15 protein-coding genes are annotated in these 12729 nt (G+C 61.7%); 13 read left to right on the top strand and 2 right to left on the bottom strand.

Translation table 11 applies throughout. The features are described from left to right. Window positions 1–8 precede the first annotated feature (8 nt). On the top strand, window positions 9–431 hold the full coding sequence (locus B5D49_RS02590) for a GNAT family N-acetyltransferase (protein WP_078716100.1): 423 nt from the start codon (window positions 9–11) through the stop codon (window positions 429–431). 177 nt (window positions 432–608) lie between these two features. Here B5D49_RS02590 and B5D49_RS02585 read toward each other — a convergent pair whose 3' ends face one another. Next, a complete protein-coding gene (locus tag B5D49_RS02585; RefSeq protein ID WP_078716099.1) occupies window positions 609–1175 on the bottom strand; it encodes a DUF1318 domain-containing protein in 567 nt (188 codons plus the stop codon). Between the two features lie 56 nt (window positions 1176–1231). After that, a complete protein-coding gene (locus B5D49_RS02580) occupies window positions 1232–4087 on the bottom strand; it encodes a translocation/assembly module TamB domain-containing protein (protein WP_144019069.1) in 2856 nt (951 codons plus the stop codon). Window positions 4088–4213: 126 nt separating this feature from the next. Here B5D49_RS02580 and B5D49_RS02575 point away from each other — a divergent pair, with 126 nt between their 5' ends. The 12 genes from B5D49_RS02575 (at window position 4214) to B5D49_RS02520 (ending at window position 12543) form a co-directional block, all read left to right on the top strand. After that, window positions 4214–4750 (top strand): nitroreductase family protein, encoded by a 537-nt coding sequence (locus B5D49_RS02575; RefSeq protein WP_078716097.1) that lies wholly within the window; start codon window positions 4214–4216, stop codon window positions 4748–4750. Then, a complete protein-coding gene (locus B5D49_RS02570; RefSeq protein WP_078716096.1) occupies window positions 4747–5367 on the top strand; it encodes an MBL fold metallo-hydrolase in 621 nt (206 codons plus the stop codon). Before B5D49_RS02575 ends, B5D49_RS02570 begins: the two co-directional genes overlap by 4 nt. A gap of 60 nt (window positions 5368–5427) precedes the next feature. Further along, a complete protein-coding gene (locus tag B5D49_RS02565) occupies window positions 5428–5607 on the top strand; it encodes a hypothetical protein (RefSeq protein ID WP_078716095.1) in 180 nt (59 codons plus the stop codon). 27 nt (window positions 5608–5634) lie between these two features. After that, complete coding sequence (locus B5D49_RS02560; protein ID WP_078716094.1) at window positions 5635–6231, top strand: flavodoxin family protein; 597 nt, start codon at window positions 5635–5637, stop codon at window positions 6229–6231. Window positions 6232–6237: 6 nt separating this feature from the next. Beyond that, entirely contained in the window at window positions 6238–7044 is an 807-nt protein-coding gene (locus B5D49_RS02555; RefSeq protein ID WP_078716093.1) for a ComF family protein, read from the top strand. Between the two features lie 342 nt (window positions 7045–7386). Then, window positions 7387–7698: a 50S ribosomal protein L21 gene (gene rplU, locus B5D49_RS02550; protein WP_078716092.1), complete on the top strand. Its 312-nt coding sequence runs from the start codon at window positions 7387–7389 to the stop codon at window positions 7696–7698. Window positions 7699–7716: 18 nt separating this feature from the next. Next, window positions 7717–7986, top strand: coding sequence for a 50S ribosomal protein L27 (gene rpmA / locus B5D49_RS02545; protein ID WP_078716091.1), 270 nt, complete (start codon window positions 7717–7719; stop codon window positions 7984–7986). A gap of 176 nt (window positions 7987–8162) precedes the next feature. After that, entirely contained in the window at window positions 8163–9269 is a 1107-nt protein-coding gene (obgE, locus tag B5D49_RS02540; protein WP_078716090.1) for a GTPase ObgE, read from the top strand. Window positions 9270–9279: 10 nt separating this feature from the next. Beyond that, entirely contained in the window at window positions 9280–10431 is a 1152-nt protein-coding gene (gene proB / locus B5D49_RS02535) for a glutamate 5-kinase (RefSeq protein ID WP_078716089.1), read from the top strand. Between the two features lie 72 nt (window positions 10432–10503). Beyond that, window positions 10504–11451, top strand: a complete 948-nt coding sequence (locus tag B5D49_RS02530) for a cation diffusion facilitator family transporter (protein ID WP_078716088.1) — start codon at window positions 10504–10506, stop codon at window positions 11449–11451. Window positions 11452–11856: 405 nt separating this feature from the next. Then, window positions 11857–12153: a DUF5320 domain-containing protein gene (locus tag B5D49_RS02525; protein ID WP_078716087.1), complete on the top strand. Its 297-nt coding sequence runs from the start codon at window positions 11857–11859 to the stop codon at window positions 12151–12153. A gap of 15 nt (window positions 12154–12168) precedes the next feature. Continuing rightward, entirely contained in the window at window positions 12169–12543 is a 375-nt protein-coding gene (locus tag B5D49_RS02520; RefSeq protein ID WP_078716086.1) for a CGGC domain-containing protein, read from the top strand. Window positions 12544–12729: the final 186 nt, after the last annotated feature.

The following is a 12729-nucleotide window of genomic DNA, read 5'->3' as shown; positions in this document are numbered from 1 at the left end:
CCCATTCCATGCACCTGCGGATTCACTCCAATACCAATGAGATCGACTGGCAGGAAGCCGCGAAGCTCATCACCGCGACCCTGGCCCCGCGAGACCCTGCCCCCTTGCGGCGGGCGTTTCAGGCCTCGCAGGTAACGGTCTTTGCCCTGGACGGTTCCAAACTGGCGGGCATGGGCCGGGCGCTGGACGACGGCGTGTTCCAGGCCGCGATCTACGATCTCTGTCTCCTGCCGGAATACCAGGGAAAAGGCCTGGGTACGAGCCTGCTCAACGCCCTGCTGGAACGAATTCAGGGACAGACCGTGCTGCTCTATGCGGTGCCGGGAAAGGAAGGATTTTACGAACGTTTCGGCTTCCGCGTCATGCAAACAGCCATGGCACGCTTCGCAGACCCGGTCCGCATGGAGCGCCTCGGCTACCTGCGTCCTTGATGCCCAACGCTGTCCGCCCCCGGCGGGAGTAGCTCATGGGCTAAAATAAGCAGGAGCCGGGAGGCGAATCTTTCCCTACAAGAATGATCCGTTCCCCGGCCCCTGGTTCAATTCGTCACCCGCTGCGGAACAACGCCGGAAGCTCCCCCGGCGCACGGTCCCGGCGACTTCAAACTTCTACTTCTGACGCCAGCCGCCGTCCTGAATCCAAGTGCCAGACGCGGCATACCCCTTCCAGATATCAGCATAAATGGCCTGCACCTTGCCCGCCTTGCCCGGGGTCTGAGCTGCCTTGGCCTTTTCCTGATACAGCTGCTGCTTCAGGCTGCGGTCCTGGGAGATAAGCCGGTTGATGGACCCAATCTGTTGCATGTTCAGGCCGCTCTTGTCGCGCAGGGTGGCGAACCCGTTTTGATCCAGCCCCACGTTGCCCGAGGCGTAAAACGGCTTAAGCTGCTTGTAGACTTGGCCGAGCTGCTGCTCAATGCCGCGGGTCACGGAGTTGGAAAAGGACTGGTAATCCTGGGCATGGGCCACGGACGGCCCGAGCAGTTCCAGCCAGGACTGGCCGGGCGCGGATTCCTGCGATTCCTGCTCCTCCTGGCCTTCGATGCCGTACACCCGCTTGACCACCTTTTCCGCGTCACGTTTCAGTTCGGCCGCCGGAAAATAAATATTCACGGTCACACAGGCCGTGACCAGCAGCAGGATGAACACACCCTGAATTTGAAACAAACGTCGCATGGAATTCCTCCTCTTGGCTCCACAATACTCCACCGGCCACGGACCGGCCTTGCGCGTCACTGGGGAGCTGCTTGGGCCGAACCTTTGACCACCCGTTGCATCCGTTCCAGCATATCCGCGAAACTGATGAAATTCTCCGGGTTGCCATTGACCACGTTGATGCCGGTTAAGAACGGTTTTTTGATCAAATATTCCACGCCGCCCTCCCGGATCAGGCCGCGTACCTGGAATCTATCATTATTCAGAATGCATTGAAAGCCGATGCGCGCATAGGAAAACTCCTCAAAAAATGAGGCAAACAGCCCCACGCCCACGTCGCCGAGACCCGACCCCGTACCGATCACGGACAGGGAGTTCACGGCCTTGAGGCTCACACTTTTTTCAAAATCCCCTTCCCCGGAGGTCTGCGCCGTGAGCGTAAATTGGGCGGGCTGGCCAAAGGCGAACAGGAAATCCTGTAAATCCAGATCCAGCAACCCGGTGACCCGCCCAACGCCCAACGCGCCGGAAAGGGACTCCAGATCCATGCCACGCACCGAGACCTCGCCCCCGAACTGTCGCCGCGCCTCAAAAGGCCAATCCATGAACAGCCGATCCGCCCGAAGCCGCCCCTGAAAGAATGTTCCCCGGATCGCCCCGGGAATGCTGATCCGATGCCGGGTGGCCGTGATGCGTCCCAGGTCGCCTTCAAGCACGCCGCGAAGCGGCACCCCCTCCCGCGACCATTGGGCAAGATCAATGCCCCGGAACGATGCGTTCACGCCGAACTTGAAGGAGCGCGAAAGCGGTCGGTCCCATTGTAAATCCTCCAGCCGGATGCGGCCGCCAAACAGAGGGATGGCCACAGGATCCAGCCAATAGAGCCGGTTGGGAACCAATGCCAGACGAAACGCCAGATTCTCCCGCTCGGACCATGGCGTATGCAGATGGCCTACACGCAGCGCCCCGGTCTCCTCCGGGTCCAGTTCCGACACACCGGGCATGGACGCCTCACCTTTGAGCCGATACCGCACGGGCAGATCCAAATTCGCGCCGCGCACGTCCACTCCGCCCTCGGCGCTACGAAGGGACGCGTCCACAAGCCGCATTCGTCCCTCCAGATCGGCCCGGGTTCCGTCGGAATAGAGGGAAAGGGTCAAATGCCCCGTGCCGCCGAGTCCGGCATTCTCGCCCTGCCAGCGCGTCAGCCCCATGGGGGTGGACACGAACGAGGCAAACACCGGTCCCAGATTCAAATCCTCCACATCCAGCCCGGCCCGGCACCGCCATTCCGACAGCGGCCCGTGCGCCCAGAGGTCGCCCTCAGCTTCCACCGTACCATAGCCCTGCCAGTCCAATCGAGCCTGCAAGTCTTTAAACCGATCCGCCCCGATCTGGTTGGCATTGCCCGTAAAACGCAACGGATGCCCGGCAAGATCCAGGTACGTGGGACCAAAAAGCAGCTCCCCCCCGTCCAGACGCAGGTCCGCGTTGACCCAACGCCGCAGCGTTTTCATGCTCAGCCGGGAGCGCAGCCGCAGCGAACCTTCCAGCCCCTGGGCCATATATTGCGCGTCCCCGGACATATAAGCCGCTTCGCGCCAGTGCAGACGCACATCTCCGGTAATGGTTTCAGCTCCCATCTCCACGGAAACGGACAACCCGGCACGCCCCTGCGCCGTGAGTCCGTCCAATCCGGCCAAGGTACCAAGCACCGGCCCGATCCGTTCCAAATCCATGCCCCCAGCCTGCAAGACAGTGCGTACCGTCCCGTCCGGCTCGATATGCGCCTCTCCGGCAAGGGTGGCACCAGGCAGGGATACCCGCAGATCATGGGCGTGCCAGCCCTGATCCGCACGCGGCGTGAGCCTGCCGCGCAGGGTAACCGCGCGCACCGGGAGCTTGCGTCCGGCCAGGACCAGCCCCTCGGCGCTTTCCAGACGCAACCGCCGGAAATGATATTCCTTGCCGGATACTCCTGCATCAAAAGATAGTTTGGGCGACACCAGCTCCACACCGCCCGGGTGCAGCCGTCCACGAACAGCCACCCGACCCGAAGCGTCCCACGCTCCGCTCGATCCGGGCAAAAGCTGCACCTCCGCATTCAGGCGCGGCACGCGCACCAAGGCATCGGCCACGGCCAGACGAACGGATTGCCGCACATCCAGCCCGAAATTCCATTGCCCCACCTGCCCCGCTTCCCTGTCCCGCTGCCCGGACGAAGCGGCTTCAGCCGGGGAAAACAACATCTCCAGCCGCATTCCCAATTGCAACGGCCCGGAAACCGCCACCTGTTCCAGACTTGCTGGGAACACGCGGGCCAAGCGTCGCACCAGGGCGTCCCCCTGCTCCGCAGCCAGGCTCAGATCCGTACGCAAGCCCTGCCTCGGATCCCAATCCAGCTCCCCGGTCAACCTCGCCCCATCCGGAGCCTCCAATTGCAATGCGCTCAACTCCAGCCGCCCTGATCCGGAATGCCAGACGCCGCTTCCACGCAAACGCAGATCGCCGAGATCCACCAGAGGCGCTTTGTCCGTCGTTTCCCCGGCCTCCTGCACGGGCATGGCCGCATTGTTCAAATAAAAATCAAACTCCTCCAGCAGCACACGCGATCCGTCCAGCCGCGCCAGTGCATTGCCCCGCAGAGAGCCTCGAATCCAGGGGGTCTCTATCTCCGTGGAGTCCAGCCGCAACGTGCCGCGCAAGGCCGTGCCGTCCCATTGCAGCGCGCCCACGGGCCGAAACCGCAACCAAGGCTCGCCGCGGGCATCACGCACGACCACCAGCGGTCCGGATGTCCCGGCCCATGCCCCCACAGGCGACCACACCAGCAGAACACACGCCAGAATCAGCGCTCCCCACAGGAGCAGCTCCCCTTGGTGCGCCCGGCACGCGTTGTAAAAGACTCCACGCATGGATGCAGCATACGCCAAGCCGCCATGCTTTCAAAGCCCCTGGCCATCGGCATTTTAATCCTTTCTCCCACCGGGGAGGCCGCACGCCCCCTTGCCGCGAAACCCGCCATGAGCTAACGTACCCCTTCGAAATAAGGAGAAGACATGTCCCAAACCACATCGAACGCGGCTCCGGTACTGACCGCCATACGCGAGCGACGCTCCATCCGACGGTTCACGGGTACCCCCGTATCCCGCGAGGACGTGCTTGCCGTGCTCGAAGCGGGCCGCTGGGCGCCCAGCGGATTGAACAACCAGCCCTGCCGTTTTCTGGTCATCGGCCCGGACGACCCCCGGCGCGAAGACCTGGCCGGGCAGACCAAATACGCACATGTAGTCCGCGAATGCGACGTCATGGTCGTGCTGCTCCTGCAAAAGGATCGGTTGTATAATGCACGCAAGGACCACCAGTCCGCCGGAGCCGCAGCACAGAATATGCTGCTGGCGGCCCACGCCCTGGGCCTGGGTGCGGTCTGGCTGGGAGAAATCATCAACCAGGAAAAAGCCGTACTTCCCATCCTGGGACTCCAGCCCGAAACGTTCGAACTCCAGGCCATTATTGCCATGGGACACCCCGCCCAGACGGGCAGCTCCCAACGCGAACCTCTTTCCGACTTCGTATTGGAGGACTTCACCTCATGAACGTAATCACGCTGGTGCTCGGACCTCTTGGCACCAACACGTACCTCTGCAGCCACAACGGCGAGGCCGTGGTCATTGATCCGGGCGGTGATCCCGCGCCCATCCTGGACAAACTGCGAAAAAAAAACCTCACCCTCACCCACATCCTGGTGACACACCTGCACTTCGACCACATCTACGGTTGCAAGGCGCTGGCCGAGGCAACGGGCGCGCCCGTGCTGGCTCCGCAAGCGGATGAACACCTGCTGCAAACCGAAGTGGGACAGGGCGGCATCATGGGACTCCCCAAAGTGGAGCTTTTTGATTTCCAGGCGCTGGAACCAGGACGACACACCTTTTTGGGGCAGGAATGCCAGGCACTGCACACCCCCGGACACACTCCGGGCAGCCTGACCTTTTATTTCCCGGATGCCGGACTCGCCTTCGTGGGCGACCTGATCTTCCGGCGCGCCGTGGGCCGTACCGATTTTCCGGGCGGCAACGCCGATACCCTGGCCCAATCCGTGCGCGAGAACATCTTCACCCTGCCCGACGCCACGATCCTCTATCCGGGGCATATGGAGCAGACCACGGTGGGCGAGGAAGAAAACCACAACCCCTTTTTCACGGGACTGTAGACAGGATATCCGACCATGGACGTGAAGCACCGACTCGACCTGCGTGGCAAATGTTGAGGCGTGGGACTGGAGATAGGTTGGTATCTCCGCTTCACCCGGGATGGCGCCATTGAGGCGCGCATCGACGAGGCCCAGCTCGGCCAGATCGACAACGCCCTGCACATCCTGCCGGAATGGACGTATGAACGATTTCCCGAAAGCGACCACCTGCGGATCCTCCTGACCCGCAAGGCGACCTGAATTTCATCAGCAAGGAGCAGCGTTTTCATGAGCAACCCCATCGTCTTTCAATGTAGTCACCGGGCACAGGGCAACAGCAACAACGCCATGAACCTTTTTCTCGAAGGCGTGCGCGAGGCCGGCGGTGAAGCCGACACCGTGTTACTGCGTAAAGTGGAAATCAAGCCTTGCCGGGCCTGCCGCGTCTGCGAAAAAGACCCGGCCAGCCCCTGCGCGCTGCAAGGCAAGGACTATGCCCTGGACCTCTTCGAAAACATGCTGAACGCGCCCTTCGTGTTCTTTGCCGCGCCCATCTACTTCTATCACCTTCCCTCGCGGCTCAAGACCTTCATCGACCGCAGCCAATGGGTCTACGCCCGCAAGATGAAAAATGACCCCGAAGTGGCGGAGCGCCCGGTACGACCCGCCTACATGACCTTGTTCGCGGGACGCTCCGAAGGTGACAAGCTCTTTGAGGGGGCGCGCCTGACCATGAAATACTTCCTGCAAAGCTTCAATCTGGAGCTTCAGGATCCCATGGAATTCCGAGGCTTTGAAAAAATCGCGGACATGGAACGCCACCCCGAGGCCGCGGAACGCATCCGCGCCCTGGGCAAGCAAGCCTGGCAGACCCACGCCGGATAGTCCGGCATGCACCTCCCCGGCAAGCCGCCTGCCGCACCACAGGGGACTGCCCTGCCGGGACTGCGTTCCGGCTTTTCCCTTTGGCGCGCCATGGGGCAATGGACCGGCCTTGCGCAGGTCCGTTGCCCTGTGTGCGGCCGCCCAACCGACTCGGTGTCGGCCCTTGGTCTCTGCCCGGACTGCAACGCGGCCCTGGCTCCCCGTAGCGCGGGCCATTGCCCGCAATGCGGCGTTTTTTTCAGTTCTGAGCACGATACCCCCATGCTCTGCGGCTCCTGCCGCGCCGATCCGCCCCCCTGGAACCGCTTTCTCCTGCATGGACGATACCAAGGCCCACTGCGGGATTTGATCGTTAATTTCAAATTTCACGGCGGCATCCAGACATCGAATTTGCTCGGTCGGCTGGCGGCATCGGCCTGGCAACGCGCTTTTGCAGGTTTCCTGCCCTACGCTCCCGAACTGCTGCTCCCGGAACTAGTGGTCCCCGTCCCCCTGCATCCGCGCCGACTGCGTGGTCGCGGCTTCAACCAAAGCCGCATCCTGGCCCGGCCCATTGCCCGCATCTGCAAGGTTCCTCTGGCGGATTCGGCCCTGCAGCGCATTCGAAACACGCCCCCCCAATCCACGCTCAAAGCCACGGAACGCCGCACCAACCTGCGCCACGCCTTTACCGCTTCTCCCCTGGTGCAGGGCCGCCGCATCCTGCTGGTGGACGATGTCTGCACCACCGGTGCGACACTGCGGGAATGCGCCCGCTCCCTGCAGGACGCCGGAGCCGACCGCGTGGATGTGCTGGTCGTGGCCCGGGCCTGAAGCTCGTCGTACGTCCCCACAGCGCCGCAGAAAAACACTTGCCTTTCCCCCCAAGGAAAGATATGGACACTGGTTCGACGCAGCGCCCGGGCACCGTTATGAAAACAAAAATCCTCTGATCAACCCGGAGCCATAAGCTGCATATCGTCAGAATCATAGCTGGACGAAGCATATGCCGATATTTCGGCACGGCTTCGCAAACCCGGGCGGCATCCCCGCACAAAACCGATTCCCAGGGTCGCGCATACCTCGCGCACCGGGAAAAAGGTCACGTTCAAGGCTTGACTTTTATCGGTTCTTGCGGATAGGTTGCCCTCCTTGTGAGACGGAGGTATCATTAGTATGTTTGCAATCATCGAGACCGGCGGAAAACAGTTCCGCGTGGAAGAAGGCCTCGAACTGGACGTGGAGCTGCTCAAGGCGGAAGCCGGTTCCACTGTTTCCATCGATAAGGTATTGCTGGTGGGCAACGGCGACGCCACCCAAATCGGCGCTCCCTATGTGGACGGCGCCAAGGTGGATTGCGAAGTCGTCAAGCACGGCCGCGGTAAGAAAGTCGTGGTCTTCCACAAGCTCCCCAAAAAGGACGCCCGCAAAAAGCAGGGCCACCGTCAGGACTTCACGCGCCTGAAGGTCAAAAGCATCACGGCCTAGTGCCGCAAGGAGAACGTCATGGCTCATAAAAAAGCAGGCGGCAGCTCCAGGAACGGTCGCGACTCCCAAGGCCAGCGGCGGGGCGTAAAGCGCTTCGGCGGCCAGGAAGTGCTCGCGGGCAACATCCTCGTGCGCCAGCTCGGTACCAAGATTCATCCCGGTGAAAATGTCGGCATGGGCAGGGACTACACCCTGTTTGCCCTTACGGATGGTACGGTCAAGTACGAAAAGTACGTCCGCAACCGCCGGACCAAGACCCGGGTCCACATCGTCGCCTCCGAAGCCTAGCCGGAGTCGAAAACCTTGAAGCAGCACGGCTGACCACCGCATCTCGCGATGAACTAGTCGTCACAAGATACGTGTTTTCAGGGCAGGAGCTTCTCCTGCCCTTTTTTTTGGTGTACGTTCGACGCGTCGGAGCACCAAGCCACCATCATCTCGGCACACACGCCGGAGGATATGCCATGCGATTCGTGGACGAAGCCATCATCACCGCCCGCTCGGGAAAAGGCGGCAACGGTTGCGCCTCTTTCCGGCGCGAGCGTTTCATTCCCAAGGGCGGACCCGACGGCGGGGACGGCGGACGCGGCGGAGACGTTATTTTCCGCGCCAGCACCAAACTCGTGACCCTGTATGACTTCCGGCTCAAGCGGCACTACGAGGCCAAAAACGGCCAGCCCGGCATGGGCAGCGACAAATACGGCCGCGCCGCCGATCCTCTGGTGCTGGAACTGCCCGTGGGCACCCTCGTGTTCGAGGTGACCGAAGACGAGCAGGGCGCTCCCTGTGAACGCCTTCTGGCCGACCTGGTGGAGGACGGTCAGGAAGTGATCATCTGCAAAGGCGGAGACGGCGGACGCGGAAACATCCATTTCAAATCCCCCACCAATCGCGCTCCCCGACGCTGCGAGGAAGGCTGGCCCGGCGAGGATAAAAAACTCCGCCTGGAACTCAAAATGCTGGCGGACGTGGGCCTGCTCGGGCTGCCCAACGCAGGCAAATCCACGTTTATCTCCGCCGTGTCCGCGGCGCGGCCCAAAATAGCGGCCTATCCCTTCACCACCCTGGTCCCCAACCTGGGCGTGATTCAGGACGACGTAGGCCACCGCATGATCATTGCGGACATCCCCGGACTCATCGAAGGCGCGAGCCAAGGCCTGGGACTGGGACACACCTTCCTGAAACATGTGGAGCGGACCCGGTTCCTGGTTCACATCCTCAGTTGCGAGGATCTGGTGCACGACCAAGAAGCCGATCCCTTTGCCGGGTTCGGTCTGCTGGACGAAGAACTGGCCCGCTTCGACTCCCGTTTGGCGGAAAAAAAGCAAATCCGCGTCATCAACAAAATCGACTTGCTGGCCGAAGAGGCGCTGGACCGGTTGCAAGCACGCGCCCAAGAGTACGAACGGGAAACAGGGCAAACCATCCACCTGCTTTCCGCTCTGCGGGGGGACGGGCTGGAGGCGTTTGTGGACCTCTTGTGGCAACGGCTGCACGCCATGAACACCCAAGCCGAAGATGGTTCGACGCCCTGCCCCGAACCCCTGGACGCACAACAGGAAAACGAGTAGCCCAAAAGCCATGAATAGCGATCAACGCCGCGAATTGCTGGCCTCGGCCCGCCGGGTGGTCATCAAAGTGGGATCCGCCGTGCTGACCATGGAAGACGGACTGGATCTGAACATGCTCCGCCACCTGGCCCGGGAAATCAATGCCCTGCGCGAACGCGGGCTGGACGTATTGCTGGTCTCCTCCGGCGCCGTTGCCGCAGGTCGCCGCCGCATCCAGTTCATGCGCCCGGACGCGGCCCACCTTTCGGACCTTCCAGGACGACAGGCGGCCTCGGCCATCGGACAGGGGCGGCTCATGCACGAATACGACCGCGCCCTGGCCGAACTGGGCGTGGTGGCTGCACAGGTGCTGCTCACCCGTGAGGGACTGCGCATTCGCGAACGCTTCCTCAATGCCCGCAACACCCTGAACCGGCTTCTTGATTGGGGTGCGGTGCCGATCATCAATGAAAACGACACCGTGTCGGTCAAAGAACTGCAGTTTGGGGACAATGACACCCTGGCCAGCCTCGCCGTGGGGCTGGTGGAAGCCGACCTGTTCATCAACCTGACCTCGGCAGACGGCGTGTACGACAAAAACCCGGACCAACATCCCGAGGCCAAGCGGCTGGATGTCATTGAGGACATCGGCTCCCTGGACATTCCGGCCATGTGCGACGGCAAGACGGCTGTCGGCTCAGGCGGCATGTATTCCAAAATGCGTGCGGCCCGGCGCGTGGCCCAACTCGGCGCGCCCACCCTGATCCTGTCCGGACGCAAGGGCTTTTCTCTCGGGGCGGTGCTGGACGGCGCTCCCGGCGGCACCCTGGTATTGCCCTGCGAACAATGCGTTTCCAGTAAAAAATTCTGGTTGGCCTATCATGACCAACCCGCCGGAACCATCGTGGTGGACGACGGCGCGGCCCGTGCCCTGACGGAGTTGGGCAAAAGCCTGCTCCCGGCGGGCATCGTGGAGGTGCGCGGCGAATTCGGCCAGGGCGCCCTTACCGCCATTCGCTCCAAAACCGATCGCGTGCTGGGCGTGGGTATGTGCAATTACAGCTCGGAGCAATTGCAGAATATCAAAGGGCTGCGCAGTTCGGACATCCAAGAGCAATACGGCGAACACGCCTACGAAGAGGCCATCCACCGGGACAACATGCTCCTGGATCCGGCTATCTGAAGCCGCTAAACCGCCCGCCATTTGTTGATACAACAGTAACGGGCCGACAGCTCAGTACAGTAGAGGAACCCCATGGCATCCGGCTCAAAACGCGTCATCATTGCAGCCATGCTCGGTAACATGGCCATTGCCGCCACCAAGTTCACGGCTGCGGCCTTTACGGGCAGTTCCGCCATGCTTTCCGAAGGCGTCCACTCCACAGTGGACACGGGCAACCAGCTCCTCTTGCTGCACGGGCTGCGCCAGGCCGGACGTCCGGCCTGCTCCCGCTTTCCCTTTGGACGCGGCAAGGAAATCTACTTTTACAGCTTTGTGGTGGCCATCCTGATCTTCGGCCTCGGCGCAGGCATTTCTATTTATGAAGGCATCCTGCACCTGCGCCACCCGGAACCGGCCCACACCCCCTGGCTGAACTACGCAGTGCTCGCGGCTTCCCTGCTGTTTGAAGGTGCGGCCTGGAGCATGGCCCTACGAGAATTTCGACGTACCAAGGGAGAACGGGGCTGGTTCCGTGCCGTGTCCCGCAGCAAAAATCCCCCCTTGTTCGTGGTACTTTTTGAAGACACGGCCGCCATGCTCGGACTGTTGGCTGCCTTTGCAGGCGTCCTACTCAGCCAGGTCACGGGCGATCCCCGCTATGACGGCGCCGCCTCCATCGTCATTGGCCTGGTACTGGCCGGAACCGCCGCATGGCTCGCCTGGGAGACCCACGGTCTCCTGCTGGGCGAAAGCGCGCACCCGGAAGTGGAGGAGGCCATCCGCAACATGACCCTTGCCAAACCGGGTATTGAACAGATCAATGAACTGGCCACCCTGCACATGGGACCGGACTACATTTTGGTAACGCTTTCCGTGGACTTTGCGGACCATGTGCGCTCCAACGGCGTGGAGCAGGTCACCTCGGAACTGGACCGCGACATTAAAACCGCATTTCCACGGGTTCGCCGCGTTTTTATTGAGGCCCAAAGCCCCGATGCTCCTGTTTCATCTCTAGCACCCTCTTCCACGCCGGACCAGTAACCAATAGACGCAAAATAAGCCCTACAACACAAGATCGGGCGGATTCTCATGCCTTGATCGGGCTTTTTTCACGCCCAAAACCAACATATTCAGCGTGCAAACCTGCCGCCACCTCAACAATCCCGCTTCTTCCGCGTTGTTTCGGGAATCACGGGATATCGATATCTTTCCCAAATAATACGAAAATCAAATACGAAACGCATCCCGCAAACCGCCATCAACAGCTTTTCCCCGCGGCCAGCCCATTGCAGCAACATGCCAGGCACGCTTCCTGCTATCTTCGAATACAGAGGCCGGAAGCACGGTCCGCCCTTGTCGTTTGCACCGCCGGGGGGCGACCCCTTTCCTCCATTGGTCGGACCGTGCTTCCCTGAAAACAAACCGCAACAGCAAAGGAGAAGCAATATGCCTGGATTCGACGGAACCGGACCGCAAGGACAAGGTCCAATGACGGGCGGCGGCTTTGGTCGCTGCGGCGCAGGTGGCTATGGTAATGTCGGCATGGGACGCGGCATGGGACGCGGCATGGGCGGCGGCTGGCGCGGCCGCGGATTCGGCGGACGCTATGCCCAGGTGGGCAACGCAGGCTGGAACGCCCCCCTGTCCCCTGAAGACGAGCAGAACATCCTGCGGCAGCGTCTGGACATGCTGGAACGCGAGGCCGAGGTCATCCGCACCCGCCTGAACGAACAGGCCGACTGACCAAGGGGAGGCACCGTGACCAAAATCGGCATCATCCGCTGCGAAAAGAACGAACACGCCTGCCCGCTCACCAACTGCTTCAAGTGCCTGACCGGGACCAAACAAGGCTTTGCAGGGTACGAAGACTGCGAATTGGCAGGGGTCTTCACCTGCCGCTGCCCCGGGGACAACGTGGCCGAACTGGCCCGCATCCTCAAGGCCAAGGGAGCCGAAGCCATTCACTTCCCGACCTGCACCTTTGCGCACAAGCGCAAAGACGGTTGGGAACTGGGCGACGGCTTTTGTCCGGACATGCAGCGCCTCATGGAGCAAGCAGGCCAAAGCACGGGCCTGCCCTGCGTCAAGGGCACGGCGCATCTGCCCGAGGGCTACACCCCCGAGGCACTCTGACCCTCCCCGCCCGCCGCAGCCTCGCCCCATTCCAACGGCTGCGGCGCGGTTCGGGGAAAACTCCGCCCCGCCGTTCAACACGCTCACCACATCCCCCGTATCTCCGAACCTTCCGATATCACCGAATGTTCAACGACTCGTTAGACATCATCCGTTGCCTATGGTAGTTATTATGTCGCGATAAGC

The organism is Paucidesulfovibrio gracilis DSM 16080, from assembly GCF_900167125.1.
GTDB lineage: Bacteria > Desulfobacterota > Desulfovibrionia > Desulfovibrionales > Desulfovibrionaceae > Paucidesulfovibrio > Paucidesulfovibrio gracilis.
Note: the sequence above shows the minus strand (reverse complement) of the source record. Positions and strands in the feature narration are given on the sequence as shown.